Annotated in this window: 16 protein-coding genes; 10 read left to right on the top strand and 6 right to left on the bottom strand. The window is 64.5% G+C overall.

Annotated elements, in window-relative coordinates; all coding sequences use genetic code 11:
* The first annotated feature begins 5 nt into the window (after positions 1-5).
* Positions 6-1,100 carry a site-specific DNA-methyltransferase gene (locus OA2633_RS13960; protein WP_009803224.1) on the top strand — a complete coding sequence of 365 codons (1,095 nt, stop codon included), beginning with the start codon at positions 6-8 and terminating at the stop codon, positions 1,098-1,100.
* A gap of 99 nt (positions 1,101-1,199) precedes the next feature.
* Here the strand turns inward: OA2633_RS13960 and mutY are convergent, their stop codons facing one another.
* Positions 1,200-2,306, bottom strand: coding sequence for an A/G-specific adenine glycosylase (mutY, locus tag OA2633_RS13955; protein ID WP_050752883.1), 1,107 nt, complete (start codon positions 2,304-2,306; stop codon positions 1,200-1,202).
* Positions 2,307-2,344: 38 nt separating this feature from the next.
* Between mutY and OA2633_RS15610 the strand changes: the two genes are divergently transcribed.
* The 9 genes from OA2633_RS15610 (at position 2,345) to OA2633_RS13910 (ending at position 10,780) form a co-directional block, all read left to right on the top strand.
* Positions 2,345-2,917 (top strand): DUF721 domain-containing protein, encoded by a 573-nt coding sequence (locus tag OA2633_RS15610; RefSeq protein ID WP_162011001.1) that lies wholly within the window; start codon positions 2,345-2,347, stop codon positions 2,915-2,917.
* 18 nt (positions 2,918-2,935) lie between these two features.
* A complete protein-coding gene (locus OA2633_RS13945; protein ID WP_009803221.1) occupies positions 2,936-3,658 on the top strand; it encodes a thioredoxin domain-containing protein in 723 nt (240 codons plus the stop codon).
* A gap of 76 nt (positions 3,659-3,734) precedes the next feature.
* Positions 3,735-4,457 carry a thioredoxin domain-containing protein gene (locus OA2633_RS15605; protein ID WP_009803220.1) on the top strand — a complete coding sequence of 241 codons (723 nt, stop codon included), beginning with the start codon at positions 3,735-3,737 and terminating at the stop codon, positions 4,455-4,457.
* 137 nt (positions 4,458-4,594) lie between these two features.
* Entirely contained in the window at positions 4,595-8,032 is a 3,438-nt protein-coding gene (gene smc, locus OA2633_RS13935) for a chromosome segregation protein SMC (RefSeq protein WP_009803219.1), read from the top strand.
* Positions 8,033-8,152: 120 nt separating this feature from the next.
* The gene (locus OA2633_RS13930) at positions 8,153-8,470 is read left to right on the top strand and encodes an AtpZ/AtpI family protein (protein WP_009803218.1); all 318 of its coding nucleotides are present in this window, start codon (positions 8,153-8,155) and stop codon (positions 8,468-8,470) included.
* A 65-nt stretch (positions 8,471-8,535) separates the two neighbouring features.
* A complete protein-coding gene (locus OA2633_RS13925; RefSeq protein ID WP_009803217.1) occupies positions 8,536-9,312 on the top strand; it encodes a F0F1 ATP synthase subunit A in 777 nt (258 codons plus the stop codon).
* A 58-nt stretch (positions 9,313-9,370) separates the two neighbouring features.
* Complete coding sequence (locus OA2633_RS13920; protein ID WP_009803216.1) at positions 9,371-9,598, top strand: F0F1 ATP synthase subunit C; 228 nt, start codon at positions 9,371-9,373, stop codon at positions 9,596-9,598.
* A 138-nt stretch (positions 9,599-9,736) separates the two neighbouring features.
* Positions 9,737-10,282, top strand: a complete 546-nt coding sequence (locus OA2633_RS13915; RefSeq protein ID WP_009803215.1) for an ATP synthase subunit B — start codon at positions 9,737-9,739, stop codon at positions 10,280-10,282.
* Between the two features lie 3 nt (positions 10,283-10,285).
* Positions 10,286-10,780 carry a F0F1 ATP synthase subunit B gene (locus tag OA2633_RS13910; protein ID WP_009803214.1) on the top strand — a complete coding sequence of 165 codons (495 nt, stop codon included), beginning with the start codon at positions 10,286-10,288 and terminating at the stop codon, positions 10,778-10,780.
* Between the two features lie 70 nt (positions 10,781-10,850).
* Here the strand turns inward: OA2633_RS13910 and OA2633_RS13905 are convergent, their stop codons facing one another.
* From OA2633_RS13905 to gcvH, 5 genes are all read right to left on the bottom strand, one after another.
* The gene (locus OA2633_RS13905; protein ID WP_009803213.1) at positions 10,851-11,918 is read right to left on the bottom strand and encodes a serine hydrolase; all 1,068 of its coding nucleotides are present in this window, start codon (positions 11,916-11,918) and stop codon (positions 10,851-10,853) included.
* Between the two features lie 125 nt (positions 11,919-12,043).
* Positions 12,044-12,346, bottom strand: coding sequence for a hypothetical protein (locus OA2633_RS13900; RefSeq protein WP_206740512.1), 303 nt, complete (start codon positions 12,344-12,346; stop codon positions 12,044-12,046).
* Between the two features lie 185 nt (positions 12,347-12,531).
* A complete protein-coding gene (gene gcvPB, locus OA2633_RS13895) occupies positions 12,532-14,100 on the bottom strand; it encodes an aminomethyl-transferring glycine dehydrogenase subunit GcvPB (protein ID WP_009803211.1) in 1,569 nt (522 codons plus the stop codon).
* Between the two features lie 2 nt (positions 14,101-14,102).
* Positions 14,103-15,449: an aminomethyl-transferring glycine dehydrogenase subunit GcvPA gene (gene gcvPA, locus OA2633_RS13890; protein ID WP_009803210.1), complete on the bottom strand. Its 1,347-nt coding sequence runs from the start codon at positions 15,447-15,449 to the stop codon at positions 14,103-14,105.
* Between the two features lie 95 nt (positions 15,450-15,544).
* Positions 15,545-15,910, bottom strand: a complete 366-nt coding sequence (gcvH, locus tag OA2633_RS13885) for a glycine cleavage system protein GcvH (protein WP_009803209.1) — start codon at positions 15,908-15,910, stop codon at positions 15,545-15,547.
* Between the last annotated feature and the right edge of the window lie 26 nt (positions 15,911-15,936).

Genomic DNA, 15,936 nt, shown 5'->3' with positions numbered 1-15,936 from the left:
TTGAGGTGTCAGTGAAAACGAATAACAAGATTCCCGTCGATGTCATCCTGGAGGGCGATTGCGCCGAGGTGATGAAGACGCTTCCCGATGAGAGCGTCGATCTGATCTTCGCGGATCCGCCATACAATCTCCAGCTTGGCGGCGACCTGCACCGCCCGGACAATTCCAAGGTGGACGCGGTCGACAATGACTGGGACCAGATCGGCGACTTTGACGCCTATGACCTGTTCTCCTGCGCCTGGCTGGAAGAGGCGCGCCGAGTCCTGAAACCCAATGGCGCGCTGTGGACCATCGGCAGCTATCACAACATTTTCCGCGTTGGCGCCTTCTTGCAGGATATGGGCTTCTGGATCCTCAATGATGTGATCTGGCGCAAGTCCAACCCGATGCCGAACTTCAAGGGCACGCGTTTCACCAATGCCCACGAGACCCTGATCTGGGCCTCCAAGACCAAGGACGCCAAGCCCACCTTCAACTATGCCGCCATGAAGGCCCTCAATGACGGCGTGCAGATGCGTTCGGACTGGACCCTGCCGATCTGTGCGGGCGGCGAGCGCTTGAAGAACAAGGACGGCAAGAAGGCCCACCCGACGCAAAAGCCCGAAAGCCTCTTGCACCGCGTGCTCCTGGCGACCTCCAACCCCGGCGACGTCGTGCTCGACCCCTTCTTCGGCACCGGCACCACGGGCGCCGTCGCCAAGAAGCTGGGCCGTCATTATATCGGCATCGAAGCGGATCCCGGTTACGCCGACGTGGCGCGCAAGCGCATCGCCGCCATCAACCCCACCAGCGAAGACCTGTTGCAGGTCACCCAGTCCAAGCGCGCCCTGCCGCGGATTCCCTTTGGTTCGCTCGTTGAAGCGGGACTGCTGAAACCGGGTGATACGCTCTATTGCGCGCAGGGTCGTCGCACCGCGCAAGTGCGCGCGGACGGCACGGTGATCGCGGGCGGCCAAGCCGGCTCGATCCACCAGATGGGCGCCCATGTTCAGGGCGCGCCGTCCTGCAATGGCTGGACCTTCTGGCATGTGCGCCAGGGCGGCGCCCTCGCCCCGATCGACGTGCTGCGCGCCCGCATTCGGGCGGAAATGCAGGTTTAGGGCCTGCTTCATGGGTCTCCGGATCAAGTCCGAAGGCCGACACGTTGACGCCTCTCATTTCGGTCCTCGGGCTTGACCCGGGGACCCATTCTTTTGGCGCTACAACAACCGCCGCTCCAACCCCAGCTTCGCAGCCTTCATCATCACGGTGGGAAGCCCCGCCTCCTTCAGCTTGGCCAATGCCGTCCAGCCGCCCTCATCCGGCGTCCAGCCGTCGGGCGCGACGGCGCACAACACATCAAGCTCCAGCGCGAAATGGGTGAAGACATGGCGCACCTGACCGGCGTTTCGCCAGCCCGCCTCAAAGGGCGCTGCGCTCGTCACGTCACTCCCCGGCAAAGCGCCTTCGATCCAATCCGTCCCCGGCACTTCCATCATCGCGCCCAGAAGCCCCGTCTCCGGCCGACGGCGCAGCCAGATCGCGCCATCCCTCAGCACATGAAAACATACGCCGCGACGGACGGGCTTGGGCTTCTTCTTTTCTTTCAGCGGATAACGGGTCTGATCGCCTTCGGCGCGCGCCGCGCACCAGTCCGACCATGGACAGGCCGCACAGTCAGGCGACTTGGGCGTACACACCGTCGCCCCGAGATCCATGATCGCTTGCGCATAATCGCCGGGCCGCTCGGTGGACGCGAGATCCGCTGCGATCGCCTTGATCTGCGGCTTGGCCTTGGGCAGAGGCGTCTCAAGCCGCACCATGCGGGTGATCACCCGCTCCACATTGCCGTCGACCACGCTGGCGGGAAGGTCAAACGCAGCGGCGCGGATGGCGTTGGCGGTGTAATCGCCAACACCCGGCAGAGCCAGAAGCCCCTCAAGATCGCTCGGAAACGCCCCCGCCAGCTCATGGGCGACTTTCTGTGCACAAGCGTGCAGATTGCGAGCTCGCGCGTAGTAACCGAGCCCCGCCCAGGCCGCGAGCACATCCTCTCGCGGCGCGTCCGCCAGATGCGCCACCGTCGGCCAGCGCTCCAGGAAGCGTTCCCAATAGGGTGTGGCGTGCGGCACAGTCGTCTGCTGCAACATGATTTCCGACAGCCAGATCGCATAGGGATCGGCCACGGCGCCCATAGCCCGGTCTTCAGGCCGGATGCGCCAGGGCAGGCTGCGCCCTTTGCGGTCATACCAGTCCAGAAGCGCCGCCTGCAGGTCCGGAGCGGGCAGAGCGGGCTGTGCGGATGATGGCAAGGGTTGTCCTCCCATGCTTGCCAGAGCGGCGTGACGGCGCGATGGTGCGCACCATGAAGCGACCGCCCCTGACGTCAACGCCCAACCGGCATCTGATCGCCCGCGGAACCCGCACCCCGCGTGACGAGGCGGATGCGTCGAGCTGGATCAGCGAGCATCGCGGACGCGCGGCCATCAAGCCGCCGCCTAATGTAGATCGCGCGATGAGCGCCCTGATCAAGCCGCTGGCGAAGAAATTCTCAGGTCCGACCCGGCATGAGCTGGACGCGCAATGGGCCGAGATCGTCGGGCCTCAGCTGGCCAAGCTTACCCGGCCGGAGAAATTCCAGGCAGGCGCGCTGGTTGTCCGGGCCCAGGGGCCCGCGGCCACCCTTGTGGAGGCGCAATCGGCGCAGATTCTGGCCCGTGTCGCCGCCTATTCCGGCAAGACCCCGAAGAAGCTGAAGATCGTGCAGGGCCCCCTCAACCCCGAGCCGAAAAAACCCAAGCCTGTCAAAAATCGCGTCGTGAAGGTCACATCTGCGTCAGAACGGGCGCTCACCCTTGAAGAGACGCTGGAAAACTGGCGCAAAGAGATCGAGCGGCGTGAAGGCGTGAGCCTGCCGCCCAAATCCACTCGCGACTGACGCAGACTGGAGACTGAAGTGCTGTCACTGACCCGCCGCGGACTGTCCGCGATCACCGCCGCCCTGGTCCTCTCCGGAGCCGCGCTAGCCCAGAACGCCACCTCCCTGACGGAAGCCCAGGCCGGACAGGTGCGCGCAGACGACAAGGTCATGGGCGATGCAGACGCCCCTGTGACCTTTATCGAATATGGCTCGGTGGCCTGCGGTCATTGCGGGCATTTTCAGGAAGCCGGCTTCACTGCAGTCAACGCGGCGATCGAAGCCGGCGATGTTCGCTTTGTCTTCCGCGAAATGATCACCGGCCAGCCCAATATCGCCATCGCCGGCTTTGCGCTGGCGGAATGCGCGCCGGACGACCAGTATTTCGAGGTCATCGACTCGCTCTTCACCAATATGCGATCCATTTTCGAGGCCTTGCAGACCGGTGAGGCGCAAGAGCGTTTCAATGCGATCGCCGCCGAGTTCGGGTTTTCCCCCGAGGATGTGCAGGCGTGCTTCAGCGATGAGGCCGCGATCACCCAGGTCCAGAACGCCCACCGCACGGCGCTGGAGGACGGCGTGCGCTCCACCCCGTATTTCATCATCAATGGCGACCGCCTGATCGCCGAGCCCGACAGCTCCGGCGAAGGTCAGGTCTACACGGTGAACGGCGCTCCGCTGACGGATGAGGAAGGCGTGATTCCCGCAAATCTCGAGGCAGACACCTTCCGCCGCATCATCACTCTGTATAAGGGCGGCTGAGACCGCTAAGCTGCCGACAACTCAAGACCGCCGCGCTGTCTTGCGCCGGCCAGACACCCTGATTGGAGTTCAACCCGTGACGACTTTCACCCGCCGCGCCCTCACCCTCGCCGCCGCTCTCGCCGGCGCCGTGATGCTGACCGCCTGTTCGGGCGGCGGCGCCCCGGACGGTCATTCCGCCTATGAACGCGAAGGCGATCGCGGCGTGGGCCCCATTGACGCCCCTGTCACCATCATCGAATACGCCTCCACGTCCTGCCCCGGTTGCGGCGCCTTCTACAATCAGGGCAAACCCGCGATTGATGACGCGGTGGAGCGGGGCGATGTGCGCTTCGTCTTCCGGGAAATGCTGACCGGTCAGCCGAATCTCGCGCGCGCCGGCTTCATGCTGGCCCGTTGCGCGCCCGAAGATCAGTATCTCGACGTCATCGACCTGCTGTTCGAACAGCAGCGCGCCCTGTTCAGCGCCATGCAGCAAGGCAATGCGCAAGCGCAATTTCTATCCATCGCCCGCACCGCGGGTTTCTCGGACGCGGAATTCCGCGCCTGCATGACCAATCAGGAGGTCCTTGAAGCGGTGGAAGAGGCCAACATGCAGGCCGTTCGCGACGGCGTCGGCGGCACGCCGCACTTCATCATCAATGGTCAGGATCTCGATCAGATGGCTGGCGAAAACGGTCAGGTCTATGCGGCCAACGGCGAGCCCCTCGTGGACGATCAGGGCGAAATCCCCGCTCAGATTGATCGAGACACCTGGGACCGAATCATCGCCCTATTCAAGGCGCGCGCGGAAGGCTAGCCTTCCCGTGCAGACCTTTTGCAGGCGGTCTCCCCTCAGATCGCCTGCGAAGGGTTTGAGCCGAATGATGTTTCGGCAGGGATGGCGGCGACTGACAGACCGGAAAACCGGCGTTCAGCGCCAGTGGAGGTCTGAGGTTGAAGTTCACCCAGCTGCGCCTGGCCGGCTTCAAATCGTTTGTTGACCCGACCGAGCTGCGGATCGACGCCGGGCTGACCGGCATTATCGGTCCGAACGGCTGCGGCAAATCCAACCTGCTTGAAGCCCTGCGCTGGGTGATGGGCGCCACCTCGGCGAAATCCCTGCGCGGCGGCGGCATGGAAGACGTGATCTTCGCCGGCACCGACAGCCGCCCGGCCCGCAATCACGCCGAAGTCACCCTAGTTGTCGACAATACCGACAAGCGCGCGCCCGCCCGCTTCAACGATCATGACATGCTCGAGGTCGTCCGCCGGATCACCCGCGGCAAGGGCTCGGACTACAAGATCAATGGCGAAGAGGTCCGCGCCAAGGACGTCCAGCTGCTGTTCGCGGACGCAGGCACGGGCGCGAACTCGCCCGCGCTTGTGCGTCAGGGCCAGATCAGCGAGCTGATCAACGCCAAGCCGGAAAACCGACGCCGCGTGCTGGAAGAAGCGGCCGGCGTCGCGGGTCTGCGCGCGCGCCGCCGCGAGGCCCAGCTCAAGCTCGCCGCCGCCGAGACCAATCTTGATCGCATTCTGGAGATTGTCGAGGATCTCGACAGTCGCCACGCGGCCCTGCAGCGTCAGGCCAAGCAGGCGGGCCGCTATCGCGATCTCTCCCAGACCATTCGTAATTTTGAAGCCCTGCTCTGGATCCGGCGCTGGAAAGAGGCGGGTGAAGCGGTCGAAACCGCACGGGTGAAGCTCAAGGAAACCGACGCCGAGGCCGAGCTGGCGCTACGCGCCTCCGCAGGGGCGATGATCGAGGCGGAACAGGCCCAGAGCGCCGTCCAGCCCTTGCGCGAAGCCGAAGCGGAAGCCGCCGCCGCCCTGCGCCATACCGAGCGCGCCCGCGACCAGCTGGAACGCGACATCGAAGCCGCCCGCGCCGCCATCGAACGCGGTGAAGCGCGCCTTGTGGAACTCACAGGCACGCTCAAGCGCGAAAGCGAGCTGCTTGAAGAAGCCCAGGCCGCGCATGAGCGCCTGCACGGCCAGCTCAAGCATGCCCGCGATCAGGCGGCCGATGATGCGAACGCTCAGACCCGCGCCGAAGCGGTGCTCAACGACGCCGACAAGGACCGCGGCAAGGCGGAGCAGCATCTCGACGCCGCATCCAACGCCGTCGCCCAGATCAAGGCCCGCCGTGATGGCGCCCAGCGTGAGCTGGAGCAGGCCGAGCGTCAGGTGCGCACGCTGGAGGTCGAGGCCGAGAACGCCCAGGCGACGCTCGACCGGTTTGATGATGTGGTCGGCCCCGATCTGGAGAGTCTTCAAGCCAGTGTGGATGACGCCAACGCGGCGGTTGAGGACCAGGCGGGCCGGATCGCCGATCTGGATGAGTTGGCCGAGAGCGCCCGCTCCGCGGCCCAGACCGCCCGGGAAGAGGTTCAGCTCGCCCAGGCCGATGTGCGTGCGCTGGAGCGCGAGATCTCGGGGCTTGAACGTCTGCTCGCCAGTTCCGACGAAGGTGATCGCGCACTCGATGAGGTCCGCGCCTCCGCAGGTTATGAACAGGCGCTCGCGGCCGCACTGGGCGATGATCTGGAAGCAGGTCTGAGCCCGTCGTCCGCCCGACGCTGGCAAGGTGCGGAGATTGATCCGCCCGCTTTGCCCGAGGGCGTTCAGTCCCTGTTTGATCATGTGGAGGCGCCCGCCGCCCTGTGGCCGCGCCTGAAAGCCATTGGCGTGGTTGAGGCGGCGGATCTGGATCGCCTCGCAGCGAGCCTGAAACCGGGCCAGCGGATTGTGACGAAAGACGGCGCCCTGCGTCGCTGGGACGGCTTCGCCAGCGAGGCTGGCGCGCCCTCCGCCGCTGCGGTGCGTCTGGAAACGCGCAACCGGTTGGCGGATCTGACGCCCCAACTCGACTCGGCGCGTCGCGGCGCCGAACGGTCGCAGACTCTGGCCGAGGAAAGCCATCAGGCGCGCCTGAGCGCCGAAGCCGAGCTCAATGACGCGCGATCAGCCCTGAAACAGGCCGAGAATCGCCGCCGGGACGCCGAGCAGGCGCTCTCCGCTGCGCGCGCTCAGGCCGCCCGTGCAGAAGCCCGCCGGGCGGGCCTCGTGGAATCGGTGGGCCGCGCCCAGAGTCGGCTTGAGACCGCCCGCAAGCTGCATGACGCCGCAAAAGACGCCTTTGAGGCTGTCAGCGGCGAGGATGACGGTCAGGATGCGCTGATCGCCGCCCGCGCCCGCGCCGAGCGCGCCCGCGGCAAGGCGGCGGATGCTCGCGCTGCGCTGGAATCGGTCAAGCGCGAAGCCCAGGGCCGTCGTCACCGCATTGCCTCCCTGGAGCGCGAAGCGGCGGACTGGGATCGCCGTCATGCGCGTTCTAAGGATCAGGTCGAGGCGCTGAAATCCCAGATCGGTCAGACCGAGACCGAGCTGGAGACCGCCCGCACTCAGCCTGAAAGGCTTGAAGATCAGCGCCATGACATTCTCGACGCGCTGACGGACGCGGAGAAGAAGGCGAGCCTCGCCCGTGAAGCCGTTCTCAACGCCGAATCGCTTCAGCGCGAGAAGGACGCGGCGCTGCGCGAGGCCGAGAAGATCAGCGCCAATGCCCGCGAAGCCCGCGCCGCCGCGCAGGCGCGTCTGTCCGCAGCGGAAGAACGACTGACCGAAACCACCGAGCGGCTGGAAGACGCGACGGGCGAAGAGCCCCGCGCGCTCGAGCGGATCGCCGCGGGCTCCGAGTTTGCCGAGCTGACCTCTGACGAACTGGAACGGCGCCTGGATGACGCCCGTCTGACCCGCGAACGGCTGGGCGCGGTGAACCTGCGCGCCGACGAGGAAGCGCGCGAGCTTGATTCTGAACGTACGCGTCTGTCGCGGGAGCGCGATGACCTTCTGGAAGCCGTCGCGCGCCTGCGCAAGGCGGTCGACACGCTGTCACGGGAAGGTCGAGCGCGCTTGCTTGACGCCTTTGAAGTGGTGGACGGGCATTTCCGCACCCTGTTCGAGACGCTGTTCGGCGGCGGCGCGGCGGAATTGCGCCTGACCGAGAATGACGATCCGCTGGAAGCCGGTCTTGAGATCTTCGCCTGTCCGCCAGGCAAGAAGATGGAGACGATGAGCCTGATGAGCGGCGGCGAGCAGGCGCTGACCGCCACCGCGCTGATCTTCGCCGTCTTCCTGGTCAGCCCCGCCCCGGTCTGTGTGCTCGACGAGGTGGACGCCCCGCTCGACGATGCGAATGTGGACCGCTATTGCGCCATGCTCGAGCAGATGCGGGCCATGACCGAAACGCGATTCCTCGTCATCACCCATAACCCGGTGACCATGAGCCGGATGAACCGTCTGTTCGGCGTGACCATGGGTGAAAGGGGCGTCTCGCAGCTCGTCTCGGTCAATCTGAGCTCGGCTGAAGAGATGCTGGCTGCGGAATAATCGCGAACAGCCATATACTTCAACGAGTTAACTTGTCCGCAACCTTGCTTGACAGGGTATAGGCCCCCTTATAGGGTGCGCGCGCCTGTCGGGACTACCTCCGGGAGGTCGCCTGTCATCATGGCTCATCGAGACGAACCGAACCAGAACCCTTCCGATCCCCACGACTTCGAGCGGCGTTTGAACGCCAAGCTTGAAGCGCGTCGGGCGAAGGAGGCCGCCTCGAACCCCTCTGGATGGGGACAGGGCGTGCGCTATGGAACGGAATTCGCCGGAGGGGTTCTCGTGGGGGCTGGTCTGGGCTATTTGACCGATCAGTTCTTCAACTGGAGCCCTTGGGGTCTTCTGGTGGGTGTATTAATGGGTTTCGCAGCGGGCACTTTGAATGTAGTTCGCGCTGCGCAGAGCATGAACCAAAGCGACGACGCCTCCTCCTGAGGCGGATGGCGCTGAGGTTTGACGTAGGAAACGCGGCGTGCGCGCCGTAGCACAAGGGGCCGGGTGTGGCTGACGCGACGAACCCGATCAAACAGTTCGAGATCCATCCGATCGCTGATTTCTCGATCGGCGGCTGGAATCTGTCCTTCACCAATTCCAGCTTCTTCATGGTCACCTCGGTGGTGCTCGTGGCGGGTCTGCTGTCGCTGGCCATGTCCAAGCGCGCGCTGGTGCCGGGCCGCTCCCAATCGGTCGCCGAGCTGCTTTACGAATTCGTGGCGGGCATGATTCGCTCCACCGCGGGCGACGCCGGCCTGAAATTCTTCCCCTTCGTGTTCACGCTGTTCGCCTTCATCCTGATGGGCAACATGCTGGGCATGTTCCCCTACTTCCCGGCTCCGGGTTTCCACGGCTTCACCTTCACCTCCCACATCATCGTCACCTTTGCGCTGGCGCTCGTGGTGATGGCGATCGTGATCGGCTATGGCGTGTTCAAGCACGGCCTGAAGTTCTTCTCGCTGTTCTTCCCGTCCGGCGTGCCGTGGCCGCTCTACATCCTTCTGACCCCGATCGAGATCATCTCGTTCCTGTCGCGTCCGGTGACGCTCGGGGTTCGTCTGTTCGCCAACATGCTGGCTGGCCACATCCTTCTGAAGGTGTTCGCCGGCTTCATCATCATGCTAGGGTCAGTGGGCGCGCTGGGCGTTCTGGGCGCCGTCGCTCCGCTGATCATGGTCGTCGCGCTGACCGCGCTGGAATTCCTGGTGGCGTTCCTCCAGGCCTACGTGTTCGCCGTTCTGACCTGCATCTACCTTTCGGACGCACTGCACCCTGGTCACTAGGGGCGTTCGACAAGACCTACCTATCCATCCGCACCGACCACCTACGAGGAGTATCGACATGGAAGCGGAAGCCGCGAAATACATTGGCGCTGGCCTGGCCACCTTCGGCATGCTGGGCGCCGCTCTGGGCGTGGGCAACATCTTCTCCAGCTTCCTGGCTGGCGCCCTGCGCAACCCGTCCGCCGCGCAAGGCCAGTTCGGCAACCTGATCTTCGGCTTCGCCGTGACCGAAGCGCTGGGCATCTTCTCGCTGCTCATCGCCCTGCTGCTGCTGTTCGTGGTCTAACAGACCCCGACTGAACAGCCCTCGTTCCGGCCGGAAGGCGCACGAAGTCTCGTTGCGTCTTTCCGGCTTGGGGCGTTCTATAGTGTCGGGCTTACGGTAAGCTCGAGCTAGTTTAGCCTTTGCGCAAGGGAGGCCGCCGTGCTGGCGCCGGAGTCCCATTCCGAATACGCCGAAGGCGCCGGACACGCAGCGGAAGCCGCGTTCCCGCCCTTCGACCCGACCTATTTTGCTTCGCAGCTGTTCTGGCTCGCGATCAGCTTCATCGTCCTGTACGTGTTGCTGAGCCGTTTTGTCCTGCCGCGTATCGGCGGGGCGATTGAAGAACGCCGCGATCGCATCGCTGACGATCTCGACACCGCCGCGCAACTGAAGGCGCAGGCTGACGAGACCGTTCGCGCCTATGAGAAATCCCTGGCTGACGCCCGCGCCAAGGCGCATTCGGTGGCCGCAGAGGCGAAAGCCGCTGCCGACGCTGAAATCGCCGACGCCATCCGCAAGGCTGACGCCGAGCTGGAAGCTCAGATGGCTGAGTCCGAGGATCGCATCCGCGCCTCTCGCGACGCTGCTCTGGGCGAAGTGCGCACCATCGCGGCCGGCGCCGCCGTGGTCGCCGTCGAACATCTGGCCGGCCTTGAAGTGTCTGAAAGCGACGCGGCGAAAGCTGTCGACGCGGCGAAGGAGTAAGTCATGAACTACCTCCTGTCCGACACCAGCTTCTGGGCCTTTGTCGGCCTGATCCTGTTCTTCGTGGTGATCATCTTCGTGGGCGCCCCGAAAATGATCGGCAAGGCGCTCGATGATCGCGCCGACCTGATCCGCAAGGAACTCGATGAAGCCCGCCGCCTGCGCGAGGAAGCGCAGGAGCTGATGGCCACCTATGAGCGCAAGCAGACCGAGGCCGCGGCCGAAGCTGAAGCGATCATCAAGCAGGCCAAGGCGGAAGCCGATTATCTGCGAGACAACGCCAAGACCGAAATCTCCCAGCGCATCGAGCGTCGCACGGCCATGGCCGAGCAGCGCATTGCCCAGGCTGAGGCCCAGGCCGCCAAGGAAGTCAAATCCCTGGCCGCCGACCTTGCCGTGGAAGCCGCTGAACAGCTCCTGTCCAAGAAGCTGACCAAGACCCAGCGCAACGCCCTTCTGAAGGCCGATACGGCCGCCCTGAAGGACCAGCTGAACTAGTCAGCCCTGACAGACCGACATGAAAAAGCCCGCGAGTTCCTCGCGGGCTTTTTTGCGTCTGGGGCTAAAGCTAGTCCGTGCAGACAACTTGTTCTTCAAGCAGCTGATAGGACAGCGCGAACATCTCGCCCTGGCTCTCGTCCACATTGGTCAGCAGGGCCAGTCCGACGTCAAAGGCGGGCACATAGACCAGCGTGATATTGCTCGCCCCGTTCGAGCCGGACTGGGTCGAGGCGAGATATGAGTCTCCGCAGAGCTCCAGATCGCGGAACCGGCCGCCATAGGCGTAGCTCTGTTCTGGAACCTCGATAGTGCGCAATTGTGCGCGCGACTCGGCGGACAGCACTTCGCCAGCCTCGAGCGCCCGTTCCAGCGCGATGAGGTCCGCGGCGGTCGTATAGCTGCCCTTGAAGAAGTCCGGGCTCCAATAGTCCCCTCGTCCTTCAGGATCCTCGGGATCAAAGCCGATGGCGACATTCGGGACATGGGGCGTGGTTTCGCGCAAGTCATGCACATAGCCGCCGCTCTGTCCCATCCCGGCCCGGTCATAGACATAGCGCTGGCGAACTTCCGGATAGGACAGGCCCGTCACTTCTGCGAGCAGGTGCTGGACCAGCAGCCAGTTCGACAGGGCGTAGTCAAAGCGCCCGCCAGGCTCAAATTGCAGGTCGCCGCTGGCATAGTCCGCCACCGCTTCCGAAACGCTCTGGGCGTCGACCGCGTCCGCCTCGCCATTGGCGATGCGTTGAAAGGCGTGACGCAAATCATTGGGAAGACCGGACTGGTTGCTGAGGATCATGCGCAGCGTCAGCCGGACGCCGGTGTCGGAGCGGTAATCCGGCAGATAAGTGCTGATCGGCGCATCAAGGTCGAGCACGCCCTCGTCAATCAGGGCGAAGACGGCGATGGAGGCGAAATACTTGTCGATGGAGCCGGTCTGGAACCGGGTGTCGGGATTGAGGAGACGACCGGTGTCCGGATCAGCCACGCCCCAGGACCAGCTTTGCGCTCCATGGCCTGTATCAAGCCGCACAACGCCGTTGAAGGCATGAGACTGCACCCAGTCCACGACAGGCTCGGGCGGGGCGTCAGCAGGCGTCAGAGCGACGGCGAACAATATGGGAAGGGCAAAGGTCATAAACGGCTCCTGTCTGCGCACAGACGTTATCGGGCAGGAGCCTGAAGCCTATCTGATCTGATCCACGCCAGAAGCGCCGTTCACCGACGCATTCACGCCATTGACCGATTGATCCGCACCAGCCGTCAGGAGGGGCGGTCGTCACGGTGGAAGCGGTCAAAGATATGCTTGACCTTGTCCCAGACGCCCGGATGGCGCTTGAGCCAGTTGGTGATGAAGGTATGGGCGCGCTTGGAGGTCATCGCCAGCAGCAGCAGGCCGATCACGGCCAGCGGCAATCCCAGCGGAATGGGCAGGAAGAAGAGCGGCACGGACAGGGCGAGCAGGAACAGCGCCAGGGCGACCGAAATCGCGCGGAGCACCACCATGACCATGCCGGTCACGCCGTTCATTCCGTTGCGCGCCCAGCGATTGGGGGTGTCGTTCATCGCCACCGCCGCCATCCTAACCCGAATGCAGACCCTGATGCCTGCTACATAGGCCTATGTTGAGGGCCCCGCCATCCGATACAACCCGTATCGACTGACGAGGCCCGCAATCTTGCAGTTGACCGGACCGATTTCGTCGCAGTGTTGCACTGCAACCTCAACCGGCGCGTGAGACTGCGTCGCTCTTACGCCTCTGACGCCGCCGGCGTCCAGCGCAGCACAGGCTGGCGAGCGGCGCGGGTCTCATCCAGACGCTTGGCCGGCGCAAAGCGCGGCGCGGCGGTGAACCGCTCGGTCTCGCCCGCCTTCGCGGCGTGAGCCAGCGCTTCCAGCGTGTCACAGAAGCGATCCACGCTGGCCTTGGATTCAGACTCTGTCGGCTCGATCAGCATGGCCCCGTGCACGACCAGCGGGAAGTACATGGTCATGGGGTGATAGCCCTCATCGATCATGGCTTTCGCAAAGTCGAGCGTGGTGACGCCGGTATCCTTCAGGAAGCGGTCGTCAAACAGCGCCTCGTGCATGCACAGACCGTCAAAGGACGGCGTCATGACGTCCTTCAGACGCGCCAGGATGTAGTTGGCGTTCAGGACCGCGTCCTCGCTGGCCTGCTTCAGGCCGTCCGCGCCATGGCTGAGCATGTAGCTCATCGCCCGGGTGAACATGCCCATCTGGCCGTGGAAGGCGACCATGCGGCCGAAGGGCTGGGCGCCCTGGGCCCTGGCGTCGGCTTCATCCTCGACCATGCGCCAGCTGTCGCCCTCCTTGATGACGAAAGGCAGCGGGGCGAACTTCGCCAGCGCTTCGGACAGCACCGTCGGGCCTGCGCCGGGACCGCCGCCGCCATGGGGCGTGGAATAGGTCTTGTGCAGGTTGAAGTGCATGGCGTCCACACCGAGATCGCCCGGGCGGACCCGGCCGGAAATGGCGTTGAAGTTGGCGCCGTCGCAATAGAAATAGCCGCCCGCCTCGTGGATGGCGTCTGCAATCGCGCGAATGTCGCGCTCGAACAGGCCGCACGTATTGGGGTTGGTCAGCATGATCGCGGCGACATCATCGCCAAGCTTGGCCTTGAAGGCCTCCATGTCGACACGACCATCGGGGCCTGCGGGGATCTCGTCGCAGAAGAAGCCGCATTGCACGGCGGTGGCCGGGTTGGTGCCGTGCGCGCTTTCGGGCACCAGCACGCGGCGGCGATGGCTTTCACCTCGCGCATCGAGGGCGGCGCGGATCGCCATCATGCCGCACAGCTCGCCATGGGCGCCCGCTTTCGGGCTCATCGCCACGGTCGGCATGTTGGTCAGCGTCATCAGCCAGTGCGCCAGCTCGCCGATCAGTTCGAACGCGCCCTGCACGGTCGATTGAGGCTGCAGCGGGTGCACGTCGGAGAAGCCCGGCAGACGCGCCATCTTCTCGTTGAGACGCGGATTGTGCTTCATCGTGCACGAGCCCAGCGGGTAGAGCCCGATATCGATGGCGTAGTTCTTCCGGCTGAGGCGCACATAATGGCGCATGGCTTCGGGCTCAGACAGGCCCGGCAGCCCCAGATCCTCGGTGCGCTCGAGCGCGCCCAGACGGGATTTCGTCCCCTTGGGCGTTTCGAAATCGACGCCGGTCTTGTCATAGGTCTGACGCTCGAAGATCAGCGGCTCGGCCTGGTCGAGCCCGCGCGAGCCCGAGAAGGTGTCGTCATAGGCGCCCGGATCCGGGGTGTGGAGCGGGGCGGAGGGACGGCCTTGCGTATTCATCGCCATGATTACAGCACCTCTTTCAGAGCCGCTTCGAAAGCGTCGAGATCGCTATCGGTGTTGGTTTCGGTGGCCGCAACGATCAGCAGATCGTCATAGCCCTTGCCCGGATAGAGCCGGCTGGCGGGCACGCCGCCCAGAACGCCCTTCTCGGCCAGCGCCTCCACCACGTCCGCCGCGTTTTTCGGCAAGCGCAGGGTGAACTCGTTGAAGAAGGCGTCGGTGACCAGCTCCACGCCGGAAATCGCGCTCAGGCGGTCCGCCAGCTCGCAGGCCTTCTCATGGCTCAGCTGGGCCATGGTGCGCAGGCCTGTATCGCCCAGAAGCGACATGTGGATCGTCCAGGCCAAGGTCATCAGGCCAGAGTTGGTGCAGATGTTCGAGGTCGCCTTGTCGCGGCGGATATGTTGCTCACGGGTCGAGAGCGTCAGCACAAAGCCGCGACGGCCGTCCGCGTCCACGGTCTCACCGGCCAGACGGCCCGGCAGGTTGCGGATGTAATTGCGGTCGTTGCGGCAGGCGAACAGACCCACATGGGGTCCGCCGAACTGCAGGCCGACACCGATGGACTGGCCTTCGCCCACCACGATGTCCGCGCCCATGGCGCCCGGGGTCTTCATCAGGCCCAGCGAGACCGCCTCGGTGAAAACCGCGATCAGCAGAGCGCCCTTCTCATGGGCGGCCTTGGCGATGGGTTCCAGATCATGGACCTGGCCGAACACGTCCGGATTCTGCACCACGACGCAGGCCACATCATCGGGGATATCCGCGGCGATATCGTCCAGCCCGCCCGGCTTGGCCGCATCGTCCTTGATCTCGATATCCATGTATTTGGCCAGCGTATGCGTCGCCGCCGCGTAATGCGGATGCAGATTGCCGCTGAGAATCGCCTTCCGGCGCTTGGTGATCCGGCACGCCATCAGCACGGCTTCGCCGCAAGCGGTCGAGCCGTCATACATGGAGGCGTTCGCCACCTCCATGCCGGTCAGAAGCGCGACCTGGGTCTGGAACTCGAACAGGGTCTGCAACGTGCCCTGGCTGATTTCCGGCTGATAGGGCGTGTAGCTCGTCAGGTATTCCGAACGCTGGATCAGATGATCCACGCTGGAGGGAATGTGGTGCTTGTATGCGCCCGCGCCCACGAAGAACGGCGCTTCGGAGGCCGCGATGTTCTTGCGCGATATCTGCGTGAGAAGGCGCTCGACCTCCATCTCGCTCTTGTGGCGCGGCAGGTCCACCGGCCCGTCCAGTCGCGCCGTCTGCGGCACATCCTCGAACAGGGCGTCGACAGAATCCACGCCGATCATCTCGAGCATCTCGGCCCGGTCGGCGTCGGTCAGCGGGAGATAGCGCATGGGCGATCCACCTTCCTTCAATAAGCAGGGCGGGCGGCCCCACGGGCCGCCGGTCTTGTCGCTGCATCTAGATCGACGCCGTCAGGCGTCGAGACTTACTTGGTGTGTTCGGCGTAGGCCGCGTCATCCATCATCGCGTCAAGCTGGGCCTTGTCCGACAGCTTGATCTTGACGAACCAGCCCTCGCCTTGCGGCGCTTCGTTCACGGTCGCCGGCGCATCTTCCAGAGCCGAGTTCACTTCGATGATCTCGCCGGACACCGGGGCGTAAACCTCGGACGCCGCCTTCACGCTTTCCACGACAGCCAGCTCGTCGCCCTGGGCGACCGTCTTGCCGACTTCGGGCAGCTCCACGAAGACCACATCGCCGAGCTGCTCGGCGGCGTAGGCGGTGATGCCCATGACGCCCTCTTCGCCCTCAACGCGGATCCATTCATGGTCTTTGGTAAAACGGGTGCTCATCAGACGTCTCCTCCAGAGCGGTAATG

This window comes from Oceanicaulis sp. HTCC2633, from assembly GCF_000152745.1.
Lineage (GTDB): Bacteria > Pseudomonadota > Alphaproteobacteria > Caulobacterales > Maricaulaceae > Oceanicaulis.
This window is presented reverse-complemented; position numbering and strand designations above follow the sequence as displayed.

Bases quoted from the DNA above. Each gene is read 5' to 3' on its own strand.
- mutY (WP_050752883.1), bottom strand. From the start codon at position 2,306: ATGGGAGGACAACCCTTGCCATCATCCGCACAGCCCGCTCTGCCCGCT.
- OA2633_RS15610 (WP_162011001.1), top strand. From the start codon at position 2,345: ATGAAGCGACCGCCCCTGACGTCAACGCCCAACCGGCATCTGATCGCC.
- OA2633_RS13930 (WP_009803218.1), top strand. From the start codon at position 8,153: ATGGCTCATCGAGACGAACCGAACCAGAACCCTTCCGATCCCCACGAC.
- OA2633_RS13920 (WP_009803216.1), top strand. From the start codon at position 9,371: ATGGAAGCGGAAGCCGCGAAATACATTGGCGCTGGCCTGGCCACCTTC.
- OA2633_RS13910 (WP_009803214.1), top strand. From the start codon at position 10,286: ATGAACTACCTCCTGTCCGACACCAGCTTCTGGGCCTTTGTCGGCCTG.
- OA2633_RS13905 (WP_009803213.1), bottom strand. From the start codon at position 11,918: ATGACCTTTGCCCTTCCCATATTGTTCGCCGTCGCTCTGACGCCTGCT.
- OA2633_RS13900 (WP_206740512.1), bottom strand. From the start codon at position 12,346: ATGAACGACACCCCCAATCGCTGGGCGCGCAACGGAATGAACGGCGTG.
- gcvPB (WP_009803211.1), bottom strand. From the start codon at position 14,100: ATGGCGATGAATACGCAAGGCCGTCCCTCCGCCCCGCTCCACACCCCG.
- gcvPA (WP_009803210.1), bottom strand. From the start codon at position 15,449: ATGCGCTATCTCCCGCTGACCGACGCCGACCGGGCCGAGATGCTCGAG.
- gcvH (WP_009803209.1), bottom strand. From the start codon at position 15,910: ATGAGCACCCGTTTTACCAAAGACCATGAATGGATCCGCGTTGAGGGC.